We start from the raw sequence: 15951 nt of genomic DNA on the forward strand, positions 1-15951 counted from the left end.
CCCATGTCGCGCCCATTGATCGCGATCTTGCGCGGCATCACACCGCCAGAAGCAGCCCCTATTGCCGAAGCCCTTATCGATGCAGGCATCGACCGCATTGAAGTACCTTTGAATTCCCCCGATCCGTTTGACAGCATCAAAGCCGTGTCCGACGCATTCGGAACCGACGCATTGATCGGCGCCGGAACGGTTCTTTCAACGGACGATGTTGGGCGCGTGGCCCAAGCAGGCGGCAAACTCATCGTCTCTCCAAACTGCGATCAGCGTGTTATTGTCGCCACAAAGACAGCCGGCATGCAAAGCTGGCCTGGCGTGATGACCCCGACGGAGTGCTTTGCCGCACTCAAGGCCGGTGCCGACGGGTTGAAGATTTTCCCGGCCAGCTTGCTCGGCCCCGACGGCATCAAAGCCATTCGCGCGGTCCTGCCGGAAGGGACTCAAGTCTTCGCCGTCGGAGGCGCAGGCGCTGAAAACTTCGCAGAATGGATGGCGGCAACGGCAGATGGGTTTGGCATTGGCTCATCGCTCTACAAGGCGGGTTTCTCTGTCGAAGAAGTTGCTTCGCGCGCCAAGGATATGGTGGGGGCTTATGATGAGGCAGCTCAATGATTTATGACGATACGGTTTGCGAGCTGGGCGAAGGTCCGCTTTGGCATCCAGAACGCAAACAATTCTTCTGGTTCGACATTCTGGGCAAGCGATTGCACACGAAAGGCCAGTATTGGCAATTTGATGAACATATATCCGCCGCAGGTTGGGTCGATCACGATCATTTCCTGATCGCCTCTGAAACTAAGTTATTTCGGTTCAACATCGAAACCGGCGCACAGGAAAAGATCATCGACCTCGAAGCCGACATCCCAGAAACGCGGTCCAACGATGGCCGCGCAGACCCCCAAGGCGGGTTTTGGATTGGGACGATGGGCAAATCTGCCGAAGCTTACGCCGGAACGATCTATCGGTTCTACAAAGGCGAGCTGCGCGAAATCGTGGGCCACGTGACCATCTCCAACAGTATCTGTTTTGCTGTAGATGGTAAGACGGCTTTTTACACTGATACCGATACCCAACTGGTCATGGCTCTCCCTTTAGGCAAAGATGGTTGGCCCAAAGGCGAAGCCTATGTTCACCTCGACCTGACCGGCACACCCTACCGCCCAGATGGCGCTGTAGTTGATGCCGACGGCAACCTATGGAGCGCGCAATGGGGCGTCGGTCGCGTTGCTGGCTACGCTCCAGACGGTGAGTTCATTGAAGCCTTCGACGTCCCGGCAATTCAATCCTCTTGCCCGTCATTTGGCGGCGAAGACCTCTCCACCCTTTTCTGCACTTCTGCCGCGGTTGGACAAACCGGCGGCGATCACGGCAAAACCTTTGCCATTGAAACGAAATACACCGGCCAGAAAGAATACCGCGTGATCCTTTAGGCGCGCCCTGCTCTTTCACCTTGGCCAATAAACTCAATAGGACGACCATGAAACGCACGCTCGGCGTTTGCTATTACCCTGAACATTGGCCCGAAGAGATGTGGGCCGACGACGCCCGCCGAATGGTCGAAACCGGCCTCAGCTGGGTGCGGATCGGAGAGTTCGCGTGGCAGCGGATGGAACCCTCACGCGGCACCTTCGATTGGGGCTGGCTGGATCGAGCTGTGGAAACGCTTGGGTCTGCGGATTTGAAGATCATCATGGGCACGCCAACCGCCACGCCACCGCGATGGCTGGTGGATGAGATGCCCGATATGCTCCCCGTCGATGCCGACGGACGGGTTCGTAAGTTCGGATCAAGACGGCATTATGATTTCAGCCACCAAGGCTATCGCAAGGAATGCCAGCGCATCGTACGGTTAATGGGCGAACGCTATGGTGCGAACCCGCATATCGCCGCTTGGCAGATCGACAATGAATATGACTGTCATGACACCGCGCTCAGTTATTCAGACGCCGCTCTGACCGGTTTTCGGGATTGGTTGGCCCAGCGCTATCAGTCAACTGATGCGATGAACCGTGCTTGGGGCAATGTGTTCTGGTCGATGGATTACGATCACTTCGACCAAATCGAACTTCCAAACCTCACGGTCACGGAACCAAATCCCGCGCATGTCTTGGCGTTCCGGCGGTATAGTTCGGATCAGGTCGTGGCATTCAACAAAGTGCAAGCCGATGAGTTGCGCAAACACACCGATGCGCCGCTCATTCACAACTACATGGGTCGGGTGACGACCTTCGATCATTGGGCCGTTGGCAAAGACCTCGATATCGCGTCTTGGGACAGTTACCCAATTGGGTTCCTGAGCGACCGGATTGAGGGCACGCCTGAGGAAAAGCAATATTTCCTCCGCCAAGGGCATCCTGACAATCAAGCCTTTCACCACGACCTTTACCGCGCTGTCGGCAAGGGCCGCATGTGGGTGATGGAACAGCAACCGGGTCCGGTGAACTGGGCGCCTTACAACCCTGCCCCACTGCCCGGCATGGCACGCCTTTGGGCTTGGGAAGCCTTTGCCCATGGTGCTGAGACGGTGTGCTATTTCCGCTGGCGGCAAGCGCCCTGGGCGCAAGAGCAGATGCACGCAGGATTACTGCGGCCTGACAACGAAAACGCACCTGCGCAGACAGAAGCACGACAAGTCGCGGATGAGATCGCGGGGCTTGCTAATGTTGGCACTGCTGATGCGCCCGTCGCTTTGGTATTTGACTATGAGAGTGCCTGGGCGTGGGACACCCAGCCCCAAGGGGCCGATTTCGATATGTTCCGACTTGCCTTCGCCGCTTACCGCGCTTTGCGCAGTCTTGGCGTCGATATCGACATTATTAGCCCTGAGACGAGTGACCTGTCCGATTACAATCTTGTCCTCGCGCCTGGTATCATAAAACTCTCTGAAGGTTTCCGATCTGCCTTAAAAACCTATAAAGGTATCGCCCTCATCGGGCCACGCACTGATACCAAAACCGAAGAACTTTCGATCCCCTCGCCGATGGGGCCAAACCTTTCCAATACTGACGTTACCGCAATACTAGCGGAAAGCATCCCGCCAACCGATTTCATAGCCTTGGAAAATGGTGGCGGCTTCCGGCATTGGTTTGAGCATTTGGACGGCGATGCGGCGGTCTATCGAAAGACCGAGGGCGGTTTGCCCGCCTTGATGGGGAACGACCACGTTCGCTGCCTTGCCGGATGGCCCGACGACGAGACGTTTAGATCCCTCCTGTCGGACATCCTGAAGGAAACCGGTGTTGAGACCATGGACATGCCACAAGGGTTACGTACGCGTTGCACGAAGACGCATCGGTTCGTCTTCAACTACGCGCCCGAAAGCATCTCGTGGAATGGAACCGAAATCCCACCTGCTGGGGTCCACTGGGAAGAGCTGTGATGATCCCGTTTGGCACAACAAAAGACGGGCGCGAAGTTCACAAAGTCACCTTGTTCGACGGCAACCTATCGGTATCGATCCTCACATGGGGTGCCGTGGTTCAAGACGTGCGGCTGGCGGGCGTAGATAGATCGCTGACGCTCGGTTCCGACACCTTGTCCGACTACGAAGGCGCCATGCGCTATCACGGCTCTCTTATAGGTCCCATCGTCAATCGCATCAGTACGTCACGGGTACTGATTGATGGGATGATGTACGAGCTAGAACGCAATATGGACGGCCGCTTGCATATCCACTCAGGCAGCGATTCAACGCTGTTGCAGGTTTGGGACGTTGTGGAAGTTACCAACACGTCGTTGACGCTACGATGTGACCTTGTCGATGGCCAATGCGGTCTTCCGGGCAACCGCACCATTGAAGCGACCTATTCCATCTCAGCACCCGCGACCTTGTCGCTCGCGATAACCGGAACAACTGATGCCGCGACTTTAATGAATTTCGCCAACCACAGTTATTGGAATTTTGACGGAACCGAAGATTGGTCAGGTCACACTTTGCACGTTCATGCGGATCAATTCCTTCCGACCACTGATGATTTTTATCCGACGGGAGAAATTGCCGACGTGGAAGGGAGCGCATTGAACTTCCGAAATCCTCGGGTGATTGATCCGCAAAACCCGCCGATGGACACAAATTTCTGTTTGTCGACAGACCCGCAGCCATTGCGAGAGGTTTTGACACTAACAGGTGCGAGTGGCGTCAGAATGAAAGTACACACCGATCAAAATGGCATTCAGGTTTACGATGGTCGTCATGCCATCCGCCCCGGCAAAAAGGCCTATGAGGGATTGGCGATCGAAGCGCAAAACTGGCCGGATGCCCCAACACACCGCGGATTTCCCTCGATCAAAGTAACACCTGACACGCCCTACACTCAGGACACTGAATGGTCGTTCTTCAAGCCCTAGCTCCCGCGATAGGTCGAGTAGCCGAAGGGGGAGATCAAAAGTGGCACGTGATAGTGGCTGTCTGGATCCGAGATACCAAAACGGATTGGTATGTCAGAGAGGAACCGTGGGTCTTCTAGCGGAGCGCCAACCGCATCTAGATAAGCCCCAGCCTTAAAGACCAACTCGTATTGGCCAGTCGCAAAATCGCTAGCAGGAAGAATTGGGCTATCGGTGCGGCCGTCATCATTGGTCGTCATCGTCACCAAATGCTCACGCTCTTCACCATTCAAACGATAGAGCGCGATCTCCATACCAGCAGCTGGCAATCCTCGCGATGTGTCCAACACATGCGTCGTCAAAAATCCATTTGGCATTCTGATCTCCTCCAAGGTGTTTGAAATGCAAAAATCGACGGTTTGTCAACAACTTGAGTAATTCGGCAGCCCAAGACAACGACCTCAACGGAAACACTTGCGCTTTGCTGTCGCACCCTGCTGAAATTCTGCTAGCATAGAGTATATTACGGGTCGGAGGTCACGACTCCCTGAAAAGAGGCCCAGACATGTTGGACACTTTGTTACTGTCGCGCATTCAATTTGCGGCAAATATTTCGTTTCACATCCTTTTCCCGACGATCACGATCGCCCTCGGCTGGGTGCTCTTGTTCTTTAAACTGCGCTACAATCGCACTGGTGAGCAGCGCTGGATGGATGCCTACGGCTTTTGGGTCAAAATCTTCGCACTTTCCTTCGCAATGGGCGTTGTGTCTGGCATCACCATGTCCTTCCAATTCGGAACAAATTGGCCCGGCTTTATGGAGAAAGTCGGCAACGTGGCCGGTCCATTACTCGCCTATGAGGTTCTGACCGCCTTCTTCTTGGAGGCGGTGTTCCTCGGCATCATGCTGTTCGGCGCTTCTCGCGTACCAAGCTGGGTCCACACACTCGCAACCTTCCTCGTCGCCTTTGGCACCACGATGTCAGCGTTCTGGATCATCGTCCTGAACTCTTGGATGCATACCCCGCAAGGGTTCGAAATGATTGACGGTGTTGCCCACGCGACGGACTGGTGGGCAATCGTGTTTAACCCCTCGATGCCCTATCGGTTCTTCCACATGCTGATCGCGAGCTTCCTCACCGTGAGCTTCTTGATCGCGGGCGTCTCTGCGTTCCGCTGGTTGATTGGTGGCCGAACAGAAGGCGTGCGGGCTGCCTTGAAGACAGCGGTATTCGGTGCGGCTGTTCTGATCCCCATACAGATTTTCGTTGGCGATCAGCATGGTCTTAACACGTTAGAGTACCAACCACAGAAGGTGGCAGCGATGGAAGCAAACTGGAATACAGATACGCATGTTCCCTTAATTTTGTTTGCGATCCCTGACGATGAGGCGCGCGAAAATAGGTTCGAAATAGCGATTCCAAACCTTGCTTCGATCATTTTGACCCACCACGCAGATGGTGAGGTTCCGGGACTAAATGATTTTGTGACTGACGATGGCGAAATCATGCACCCCCGCGTCGCGCCAGTCTTCTGGTCTTTCCGAGTGATGGTTGGGACAGGCGTTGCGATGCTGCTACTAAGTTGGACCGCAAGTGTCATGATGCTACGCAAACGTCACGGTGTCGAAGGTTTGCCCAAGGTTATGTTGTGGGCGCTTGTCGGTATGACCTTCAGCGGGTGGCTAGCAACGCTGGCGGGCTGGTACACCACTGAAATCGGGCGTCAGCCGTGGCTGGTGCAGGGTGTCCTAACAACCAAAGAAGCGGTTGCTGATGTGCCCGCGCCGATGGTGCTATCGACCCTGCTCACCTACCTCGCGGTCTATGTGATCTTGCTGGGCGCTTATATCAGCGTGATCTTCTATCTCGCGGTTAAGGCGTCTCGCGGGGAAAACCTAGGGGGTGGAATAGCTGCCCCTAGCCCAGTTCCAGCGGAGTAAATACGATGTATCTCTTTGGAGACCCGACAATCTGGCTCCCTTTCGTCTTTGCCTTTCTGATGGGCGTTGCGATCCTGATCTACGTTGTGCTTGATGGATTCGACCTTGGCGTCGGTGTTTTATTTCCCTTTGCAGATGGCGAAGAAAAGGATCGGATGATCGCCTCTATCGGGCCGTTCTGGGACGCCAATGAAACTTGGTTGGTCCTGGCGATTGGCCTGATGCTGGTGGCCTTCCCTGCTGCCCATGGCGAAATCCTGACGGCGCTCTACCTGCCCGTCACAATTATGCTGATCGGGCTGATCTTGCGCGGCGTCGCGTTTGAGTTTCGGGTTAAAGCACCGGCTGCGTATAAGCGCCTTTGGGACAACGCCTTCTTCGCAGGGTCGTTGATCACATCGCTTTCTCAGGGTTTCATGCTCGGTCTTTATGTGATGGGGTTGGATTGGACCTGGGGCAACGTTGGCTTTGCGATGCTGACAGCCGTGTTTCTGACTGTCGGCTATAGTTTCATCGGCGCGACTTGGATCATACATAAGACGGATGGAGGCCTCCAATTCAAAGCCGTGTCATGGGCGCAGGGCGGCATCTGGGGATTGGTCCTCGGGATAGGCGCAATTTCTTTGGCGACACCATTTGTCAGCGACCGCATCTTTGACAAGTGGTTCAGCTTCCCAAGCATCCTCTACCTCTCACCATTGCCAATCCTATCCGGCCTCTTGGTGGTGTGGCTCTGGTCGATGCTGCGTCGGATGCCCTTTGAAGCGGACGCGCGATCATGGTTGCCTTTCGCGGCAGCAACGGCGCTTTGGCTGCTGGCTTTCGCAGGCATGGCTTACAGTTTCTACCCTTACGTCGTGCCCGAGAAACTGACGATCTATGATGCAGCAAGCGCGCCGGAAAGCCTGTTCATCATCCTAATTGGCACCTGCATCGTTTTGCCAACAATCCTCGGCTACTCAGTACTGGCCTACACAATCTTCCGCGGCAAGGCGACGGAACTGCGCTACGATTGACCCCAACCACCGCCACCGGGGCTTTCAAGAATGAAAGTCCCGCCTGCGGGCAAATTGACCTCGTCATTCCCGCGCAGATCGCGTGTGGTACCATCTGGAAGGCGTATCCAGTTGTGACCCACTTGCCCTGATGCCCCTCCGTTAACGCCGTAAGGAGGCACGACACGGTGCGAGCACAGCGTCGTCACAGTGACAGGCTCAAGAAACGTCATCTCCCGATACGATCCATGCCCACCGCGCCATTGCCCTGCCCCGCCAGAGCCATCGCGAATGCCGAAGGTATCCAACCTCACCGGGAACCGTTTTTCCAAGATTTCCGGGTCCGTCATCCGCGTATTTGTCATATGCGTTTGCACCGCATCACACCCATCAAACCCCGGTCCGGCCCCTGTTCCTCCAGCGATGGTTTCATAGTTTTGGAAACTGTCATTGCCCCAAATGAAATTGTTCATCGTGGCTTGGCTGCACGCCATCACACCCAGCGCACCGATCAAAGCGTTGCAAGCGGCCTGACTGACTTCCGTATTCCCCGCAATCACAGCGGCCGGATAGGTCGGGTTCAGCATTGAGCCTTCCGGCACGATGATATTGATCGGTCGAAGACACCCTTCATTCAGCGGAATATTCGTGCCAACCAACGTGCGGAACACATAAAGCACAACCGCGCGGCACACAGCCTTTGGCGCGTTGTAATTGCCGCTATGTTGAGCCGCTGTACCGGTGAAATCTACCGTGGCCGTCCGCGCCTCTTTGTCGACAGACACCGCAACCTCGATCACTTGGCCTTCGTCCATCGGATAGCTGTAGCGGCCGTCTGATAAGCCTTCAATCACGCGCGCCACGCTTTCTGCCGCGTTGTCCTGCACGTGCCCCATATAGGCCGTCACGACGTCCCCGCCATAGGCCTCGCATACCTTCAACAGCGCTTGCCGACCGGTTTCATTCGCCGCGACCTGTGCTTTCAGATCAGCCATGTTCTGATCGATGTTACGGCACGGGTATTTACCCGATGCCAATACAGCGCGCGCCTGATCTTCCAGTAATGTGCCACCGCGCACCAATTGCACGTTGTCGATCAGCACGCCCTCTTCGTCGATATGGGTGCTATCGGGCGGCCCTGACCCCGGCGTACGCCCGCCAATATCGGCATGGTGGCCGCGGCTGCCGAGCCAGAACGCTGGCGTTCCATCCACAAACACAGGCGTTACCACGGTGACATCCGGCAAATGTGTCCCGCCGTTGTAGGGAGAATTCAGCATGTAAGCATCACCCTCAGCCACATCAGGATTCAACCGCATCACTGTTTTTATGCTGTCAGACATAGAGCCCAAATGTACCGGAACATGCGGCGCATTGGCGACCAAATCACCACGCGCATCGAAGATCGCACAGGAGAAATCGAGCCGTTCCTTGATGTTCACCGACCAAGAAGTATTGGCCAAGGTCGCGCCCATCTGATCTGCGACGGACATGAAAAGATTGCTCATCACCTCAAGCACGACCGGATCGGCCTTAGTGCCTGCCGCCGGTGGGCGCGGCGCCTCGGCGATGCGGTTCAGGATCAGGTTTCCATGGACGTCAACCGTCGCCTCCCAACCCGGTTCAACAAGGTTTGTGCCGGTAGGTTCCAAGATGATCGCTGGACCCGAAACAGTCGCGCCGATGGCCAATTCTTCGCGTTGAAATAACTGCGCGTTTTCGGAGGTTTCATAGGCGATGGAAACTTCGGCGAAAGGTTTTGCATCGTCTTCGCTCGCAACCGCAGGTGCAGTGTAATCCGGCGTCCCACCAATCGCCTCGGCGCTGACCATTTCAAAGACAATCGCGCGTTCGGGCGAGATAAACCCAAACCGCTGTTTATGCGCAGCCTCAAAGGCATTCTTCATGTCGCTCACGTCGCCGAACGGCACCTCAAGCGGCTGATGCGATCCGTCGTAGCGAAGCTGCGCCCGCGACACGATTGTGACGTTCGCAACGCCTTGATCTTCGATCTCTGCTCGTGCCGCGGTTGCGACCCGCACCAAGGCGGTTTCTGCCGTTGCCAACTCCTCAATCGGAGCGTCCACTTGCGCCTCACGCAGCGCGCGTATCTCCGCCAAGCCCATACCAAAGGCGGACAAAACGCCCGCGTAAGGGTGGATAAGCACCCGCCGCATGCCCAGCGCATCGGCTACCAAACAAGCGTGTTGACCACCCGCGCCACCGAAGCACTGCAAAGTGTAATCGGTGACGTCATGCCCGCGTTCGACACTGATCTTTTTGATCGCGTTGGCCATGTTGTCGACGGCGATCCGCAAAAACCCACGCGCCAAATCTTCGGGCTCTCGGATCGGGTCGCCCGTTTCTGCGGCGATCTCTGCAGCCAACTCCTCAAACCGCGCCCGAACAGCGTCGGTATCGAGCGGCAAATCGCCATTCGGTCCAAAGACCCTCGGGAAGTGTTCTGGCGACAATTTCCCCAGCATCACGTTGCAATCTGTCACGGTCAGTGGCCCACCGCGTCGGTAACAGGCCGGCCCCGGATCAGCACCCGCACTTTCGGGCCCGACCTGCAAACGGCCATCGCGGAACTGACAGATCGACCCACCGCCCGCCGCGACGGTGTGAATATCCATCATTGGTGCCCGCATCCGAACACCGGCTACTTCAGTCTCAAACGACCGTTCATATGTGCCTGCATAGTGGCTGACATCGGTGCTCGTACCGCCCATGTCGAAGCCGATCAGCTTATCGAACCCTGCAATCTCGGCCGTTTTGACCATACCGACAATGCCGCCGGCCGGACCAGACAGAACCGCATCCTTGCCCTGAAAACGGTTCGCATCCGTTAATCCACCGTTGGACTGCATGAACAGCAATCGCTCACAAACCTTGCCGACGTCCAACGCCCCCGCGACCTGTTCAACATAACGCCGCAAGATCGGGGACAGATAGGCATCAACAACGGTTGTATCTCCACGCCCGACGAGTTTGGCCAACCGGCTTACACCGTGAGAGGTCGAAATTTGCGTGAACCCAATCTCCTCAGCAATCTCAGCCACCCGAAGTTCGTGCACTGGATTGAGGTAGGCATGAAGCAACGCAATCGCGACAGATCGCAACCCTCGGTCAAAGCCGCTTTGCAACGCAGCCCGCGCGCCGTCCTCATCGAGGTCGATCAGAACTTCACCATCCGCAGTCAGGCGCTCTGCCACCTCCTCAACATCCTGATAAAGACGCGCAGGTCGTTTGATTTCGAGATCAAAAAGGTTTGGGCGATTCTGGTATCCAATGACCAAAAGATCGCGAAAACCCTTAGTGATTAGCAGCAAGACATCTTCGCCCTTGCGCTCCAACAGGGCATTGGTCGCAACGGTCGTGCCCATCTTCACCGCGCGGATAGAGCCTTCGCTCGGTGTCTTTGTCTGCATCAACTCTTTGATGCCCTGAACCGCCGCATCGCGGTATCTTTCTGGGTTCTCTGACAGCAGTTTATGGGTCTCGATTCCACCATCTGGCCGCCGCGCCACGATGTCGGTGAACGTACCGCCACGGTCGATCCAGAACTCCCACTTTTTGCCTGTCATGAAGACCCCTTTCGTTGTCCCAACATTTACCCAGCAAATTCAGCGAGCGAAAGCGCACAAACACTCAAGAATCGGTTTGACAGCGCCCGCCCCTTTGCTTAATCGGGCCTTCGTGGTGCGGCGCGGTAGCTCAGCTGGTTAGAGCGCGCGACTCATAATCGCGAGGTCGAGAGTTCAAGTCTCTCCCACGCCACCACCAAACTCCGCCGAGACTTAATGAAAAACTGCCATACGGGGCCTGCGTGCGTTTGCCACTCAAAACTCCTTTACCCTCAGGTCTTCCCATTTTTCGCTGGTCGCACTAGCGTCCGCGTCAGGGAGATTTGTAATGACACATCAAGACGCACTTGCCGACATCGTGGGCAAAAAATTTGCTGTCAGCGGCGCAGACGCCGCAAATTGGCAAAAGGAATGGACGGGTGATTATACCGTAGATCCTTTGGTCGTCGTTCGCCCTGCCACAACAGAAGAGGTTTCCAAGATCGCGGCCTATGCGAACGCCAATGATCTGACCGTCGTTCCCGTCTCCGGCAATACCGGCCTAACGGGTGCAACATCGAACCAAGGCGCAGTGATGCTCTCGGTTGACCGCTTGAACACGATCGAACAGATCGACACCGAGGGTCGGACGATCACGGTCGGCGCAGGCACTATCCTCCAATCGATCCATGATGCCGTTGATCCGCATAACCTAATCTTTCCGTTGACGTTCGGCGCAAAAGGCACTGCCATGATCGGCGGTGCGCTATCCACCAACGCGGGCGGGTCAAACGTTCTGCGCTATGGAAACACCCGCGATCTGTGCCTTGGTTTGGAGGTTGTGCTCGCGGACGGTCATGTCATGAACCTGATGAGTGCGCTGCATAAGGACAATTCGGGCTACAACCTCAAACACCTGATGATCGGCGCCGAAGGCACGCTTGGGATCATCACCCGAGCTGTTTTGAGGCTTTATTCCAAGCCGAAAGCCTACGCGACGGCGATGGTTGCGACACCTACGGTCTCTGACGCGCTGTCCCTTCTCTACCGTATGCAAGACGCGACAGGCGGCGCTGTCGAAGCATTTGAGCTGATGACGCGCAGCTACATTGACCTTCATTTGCGGCAAGTAGAGGGTGCGAAGGAGCCGTTCGATACAGCCTATGACACGAACATCATGATCGAAGTTGGCGCAACTTCCGACGAAGACGCTGCGGTCTTGGACACAGGTCAAACACGTATCATTGAGAAGTTGGAAACCATCCTCGGCGGCATGCTGGAAGAGGAAGCCGTAATAGATGCCGTGATTGCGCAAAATGAAGCGCAGCGGCGCGAAATGTGGGCGCGCAGAGAAGCCGCAGGTCATATCGGATACGCCGAAGGGCCGCGGGTCGACACCGACATTGCCGTGCCTTTGGACAAAGTCGGCTTTGCGATTGAAGAGATTGAACGCCGCTACAAGGAATTGGACCCGGAGGCATGGGATATTGTTGTTGCGCATCTGGGCGACGGCAATATTCACCACGCAATCTATTCTGAAATCGTATCAAAAGAGTTCTTTGACAAATGCGTCGAAACCGTCGAAGATGTGGTGCAAGAAATCGGCGGCTCTTTCAGCGCCGAACACGGTGTTGGCCTGTCAAAGTTGAAAACCATGTCACGCCGAAAAGATCCCGTGGCCCTGGCAGCCATGCGATCGATCAAGGACTCATTGGACCCCAAAGGCACGTTGAACCCGGGAAAAGTAATTCCTTAGTCTCGATGCGAAAAGAAGCCGGGGCCAGCGCGCGATAGCAACCGCTTCGCCATTTCGCGGCCTATCTCAGCACCGTCTTCAATCGGCGCTGTCGCCTCATCCGTCAACACTTCCGAGCCGTCTTCGCGCAAAATCTCGCCCCGCAGACGCAAATCCGATCCTTGGATTTCTGCCAGACCGGCGATTGGTGTCTCGCATGATCCATCCAGCGCCGCCAAAAACGCGCGTTCAGATGCAAGCCGTTGTCCGGTTGGGCCGTCGTGAATGGCATCCAACATTTCTGCCGCTCTGCCATCCAAGGACCGCCGCTCAATCCCAATCGCACCCTGAGCCACGGCTGGCAGAATATCCTCTGGCTCAATTGGCGTTTTCGGCACGTCATCCATGCCCAAACGGTTCAATCCCGCCATCGCAAGGAAGGTCGCCGTCGCCACGCCTTCGTTGAGTTTTTTCAAGCGGGTCTGCACATTGCCGCGGAACTCCACAACTTTCAGATCAGGTCGCCGTGCCAGCAATTGCGCTTTCCGCCGTAGGGAAGACGACCCCACGGTCGCGCCTTCTTCCAAATCCGCCAAGCCTTTTGCGTCGAATGAAATAAACGCGTCTCGTACATCTTCGCGCGGCAGATAGGTTTCCAAAACCAAACCTTTGGGCTGCTCGACCGGCATGTCTTTCATCGAATGCACGGCGATGTCGATACTACCGTCCAGCAATGCCTCTTCAATTTCACGCGTGAACAAACCCTTGCCGCCAATCTCGCGCAAGGCGCGATCTTGAATGGCATCGCCCATCACTTTGATCACACAAATCTCGAACGCGTCTTCGGGCAGGTCAAAGGCGGCCATCAATCGAGACCGGGTTTCATGCGCTTGTGCCAGTGCAAGCGGCGAACCGCGCGTTCCAATCTTGAATGTCTCGTCGGGTGTAGGCAAATGCAAAGTCATGAGATCATTCCTAATTATGTCAACCGTGCTTGACAACTGTATGTGTAATTGGGACCACATAGGGAAGCAAAAGGACAAGACATGACTGCATCCAAAACCATCCTCCGTGCGCTCGCTGGCGAAACTCTTCCAACGCCGCCGATTTGGATGATGCGGCAGGCCGGTCGGTATCTTCCTGAATACAAAGCAACCCGAGCGCAAGCCGGGGATTTCCTATCGCTCTGCTATAACCCAGAACTTGCGGCGGAAGTGACACTGCAACCAATCCGTCGCTATGGGTTTGATGCAGCGATTCTCTTTGCGGATATTCTGCTGTTACCTCAGGCTTTGGGTGCTGACCTTTGGTTTGAAACCGGCGAAGGTCCACGTCTCAGTACAATTACGTCTGGTGCGGAATTGGCGAATCTCAAGCCGGTTGAAGACATTCACGAAACGCTGAATCCCGTCTACGAGACAGTGAAAATCCTTTCCGAAGAACTGCCTAAAGAGACGACACTCATCGGCTTTGCCGGTGCCCCTTGGACCGTCGCCACCTATATGATCGCCGGTCATGGCACCCCCGATCAGGGCCCAGCGCATGCGCTCAAGGCGGAGGGCAAAACGACGTTTGAAGGTATTTTGGACCGCTTAACCGAAGGCACAATCGAATACCTTTCCCGCCAAATCCAAGCTGGCGCTGAAGTCGTCAAGATTTTCGACAGCTGGGCTGGGTCCCTGCAAGGCACTGATTTCAATGACTATTCCCTCAAACCGATGCAGCGCATCACATCAGCGATCAAAGAACGCCATCCGGGCGTTCCCGTGATCGCCTTCCCGCGCGGCGCCGGTCAGGACTATGAAGGCGCGCACGCTGCCACAGGCGCAGACTGCATTGCGCTCGATGATGGTGTCACGGCCGAATGGGCCGCGGGGGCGGTTCAGAAAGATGGCTGCGTACAAGGCAACCTCGCCTCGTCGCATATGGTTACAGGTGGCGACGCGCTGATCTCTGAAACTAAACGGATTTGTCAGGCCTTTAACCAAGGTCCCCACATTTTTAACCTTGGGCATGGGATAACGCCCGATGCAGACCCAAAAAATGTCGCAATTATGATCGAGACTGTACGGAACGCTTAACTTCCCGGGGGGATGTCGTGCGACTCGTATTGAAGTCTTTTCTGATCGGTATTTCCGGCGCTCTAACTGTCCTTATGCTGGCGCTGTCTTTTGCGCCTGCAACACCGAAAGAAGCCTTGGCACTTGGACCAGATCATGAACGCATGGATCGCGTACAGATGAGGATCGCCAATGTGATGCTCACCGTCGCCCCGGAATTTGCCGTCGCACGTTTGGCAGAAGCAACCGACCTGCCCCCTGATCTTGTAAAGGCGCAACTGATCGCGAAGGCCGAAGGCCGCGAGCCGTTCAGCCAAGTGGCGCAAGAAACAGCTTCAGCTGATTCTGATCGCAGAATCGACGCAGGTGGCGCTCTCTTCGTGAAAGCGAATTAGGTCCACTTCGCCATAGGCGGCAAACTCATCAACACTGCATTCGCGTCATGGCCAGTGGTCAGGCCAAACTTCGTGCCACGGTCATAGACGAGGTTGTATTCCGCATAGAGCCCTCGGTGAACGAGCTGGGTATCCTTGTCGTCCTCAGACCAAGGCGTATTGCGGCGTTTTTCGACCAAAGGCACATAGGCTGGCAGGAACGCGCGGCCAATGTCTTGGGTCAAAGCAAAGTCCGCCTGCCAATCGCCAGTACAACGGTCATCCATGAAAATGCCACCTACCCCGCGGGCGCGGTTGCGATGCGGAATGTAGAAATACTCATCCGCCCACTCTTTCAGTTTCGGATAAAGATCCTCTCCATGCGGGTCCAAATGCGATTTCTGCGTCGCATGAAAATGCTCAGTATCTTCATCATACTCAATGCAGGGGTTCAAATCTGACCCACCACCGAACCACCACGCATGGGGCGTCCAGAACATGCGCGTGTTCATATGGACAGCAGGCGCATGCGGGTTTTCCATATGCGCAACCAGTGAAATGCCCGATGCCCAGAACCGGGGATCATCTTCCATTCCCGGCACGCCCCGAGCAGCCATCGCCTTCTGCGCCGCTGGCCCAAGCTCTCCGAAGACTTCGGACGTGTTGACGCCAACCTTTTCAAACACGCGGCCTCCACGCATCACGGACATCACACCGCCGCCAGCGTCTGACCCATCATCAGCAGTCCGCTTGGTGACAGTCCGTTCGAAACGCCCCGCTAGCATATCAGCTGTCGGCCCCTCAACCTGGGTATCTTCAAGGTGCTCAAAAGCCGCGACGATCTGATCGCGCAATTCACCAAACCAAGCGGCTGCCTTGGATTTTTCCGCCTGAAATCCGTCGCTCATCGTGCAAATGCCTCCTTGATCTTGTATAACAGGGGCATTGGCCCTTCA

The 15951-nt window shown here is 55.8% G+C and carries 13 protein-coding genes and 1 tRNA gene; 10 read left to right on the forward strand and 4 right to left on the reverse strand.

Translation table 11 applies throughout. From position 1 onward, the window contains the following. The first annotated feature begins 3 nt into the window (after positions 1-3). Genes BUA85_RS08665 through BUA85_RS08680 form a run of 4 tightly spaced genes read left to right on the forward strand, consistent with a single transcriptional unit; the run spans position 4 to position 4344 of the window. Positions 4-609 (forward strand): 2-dehydro-3-deoxy-6-phosphogalactonate aldolase, encoded by a 606-nt coding sequence (locus BUA85_RS08665; RefSeq protein WP_072900559.1) that lies wholly within the window; start codon positions 4-6, stop codon positions 607-609. Continuing rightward, positions 606-1427, forward strand: coding sequence for an SMP-30/gluconolactonase/LRE family protein (locus tag BUA85_RS08670; protein ID WP_072900560.1), 822 nt, complete (start codon positions 606-608; stop codon positions 1425-1427). The genes BUA85_RS08665 and BUA85_RS08670 overlap by 4 nt, the downstream gene beginning before the upstream one ends. Positions 1428-1474: 47 nt before the next feature. Beyond that, positions 1475-3376 (forward strand): beta-galactosidase, encoded by a 1902-nt coding sequence (locus BUA85_RS08675; protein WP_072900561.1) that lies wholly within the window; start codon positions 1475-1477, stop codon positions 3374-3376. After that, entirely contained in the window at positions 3376-4344 is a 969-nt protein-coding gene (locus tag BUA85_RS08680) for an aldose epimerase family protein (RefSeq protein ID WP_072900562.1), read from the forward strand. The genes BUA85_RS08675 and BUA85_RS08680 overlap by 1 nt, the downstream gene beginning before the upstream one ends. On the opposite strand, the gene uraH is transcribed toward BUA85_RS08680, so the two are convergent. Next, positions 4341-4700: a hydroxyisourate hydrolase gene (gene uraH, locus BUA85_RS08685; protein WP_072900563.1), complete on the reverse strand. Its 360-nt coding sequence runs from the start codon at positions 4698-4700 to the stop codon at positions 4341-4343. The genes BUA85_RS08680 and uraH overlap by 4 nt on opposite strands. A 188-nt stretch (positions 4701-4888) precedes the next feature. On the opposite strand from uraH, the gene BUA85_RS08690 reads away from it, so the two are divergent. Further along, the gene (locus BUA85_RS08690; protein WP_072900564.1) at positions 4889-6265 is read left to right on the forward strand and encodes a cytochrome ubiquinol oxidase subunit I; all 1377 of its coding nucleotides are present in this window, start codon (positions 4889-4891) and stop codon (positions 6263-6265) included. A gap of 5 nt (positions 6266-6270) precedes the next feature. Then, entirely contained in the window at positions 6271-7281 is a 1011-nt protein-coding gene (locus BUA85_RS08695) for a cytochrome d ubiquinol oxidase subunit II (RefSeq protein WP_072900565.1), read from the forward strand. Here the strand turns inward: BUA85_RS08695 and BUA85_RS08700 are convergent. Continuing rightward, positions 7272-10847, reverse strand: a complete 3576-nt coding sequence (locus BUA85_RS08700; RefSeq protein WP_072900566.1) for a hydantoinase B/oxoprolinase family protein — start codon at positions 10845-10847, stop codon at positions 7272-7274. The genes BUA85_RS08695 and BUA85_RS08700 overlap by 10 nt on opposite strands. A 119-nt stretch (positions 10848-10966) precedes the next feature. On the opposite strand from BUA85_RS08700, the gene BUA85_RS08705 reads away from it, so the two are divergent. Together BUA85_RS08705 and BUA85_RS08710 are read left to right on the forward strand one after the other, a co-directional pair. Beyond that, a tRNA-Met gene (locus BUA85_RS08705) sits at positions 10967-11043 on the forward strand. 132 nt (positions 11044-11175) lie between these two features. Further along, positions 11176-12582, forward strand: a complete 1407-nt coding sequence (locus tag BUA85_RS08710; RefSeq protein WP_072900567.1) for an FAD-binding oxidoreductase — start codon at positions 11176-11178, stop codon at positions 12580-12582. Here the strand turns inward: BUA85_RS08710 and hemC are convergent. Further along, positions 12579-13526: a hydroxymethylbilane synthase gene (hemC, locus tag BUA85_RS08715; protein ID WP_072900568.1), complete on the reverse strand. Its 948-nt coding sequence runs from the start codon at positions 13524-13526 to the stop codon at positions 12579-12581. The genes BUA85_RS08710 and hemC overlap by 4 nt on opposite strands. A gap of 81 nt (positions 13527-13607) precedes the next feature. Here hemC and hemE point away from each other — a divergent pair, with 81 nt between their 5' ends. Next, positions 13608-14642: a uroporphyrinogen decarboxylase gene (gene hemE, locus BUA85_RS08720; RefSeq protein WP_072900569.1), complete on the forward strand. Its 1035-nt coding sequence runs from the start codon at positions 13608-13610 to the stop codon at positions 14640-14642. A gap of 17 nt (positions 14643-14659) precedes the next feature. Further along, a complete protein-coding gene (locus tag BUA85_RS08725) occupies positions 14660-15016 on the forward strand; it encodes a hypothetical protein (RefSeq protein WP_131802782.1) in 357 nt (118 codons plus the stop codon). On the opposite strand, the gene hemF is transcribed toward BUA85_RS08725, so the two are convergent. After that, positions 15013-15903: an oxygen-dependent coproporphyrinogen oxidase gene (gene hemF / locus BUA85_RS08730; protein WP_072900571.1), complete on the reverse strand. Its 891-nt coding sequence runs from the start codon at positions 15901-15903 to the stop codon at positions 15013-15015. The genes BUA85_RS08725 and hemF overlap by 4 nt on opposite strands. Positions 15904-15951 lie beyond the last annotated feature (48 nt).

Origin of the sequence: Cognatiyoonia sediminum, assembly GCF_900129845.1 — a bacterium.
In the GTDB taxonomy this organism is placed as follows: Bacteria; Pseudomonadota; Alphaproteobacteria; order Rhodobacterales; family Rhodobacteraceae; genus Cognatiyoonia; species Cognatiyoonia sediminum.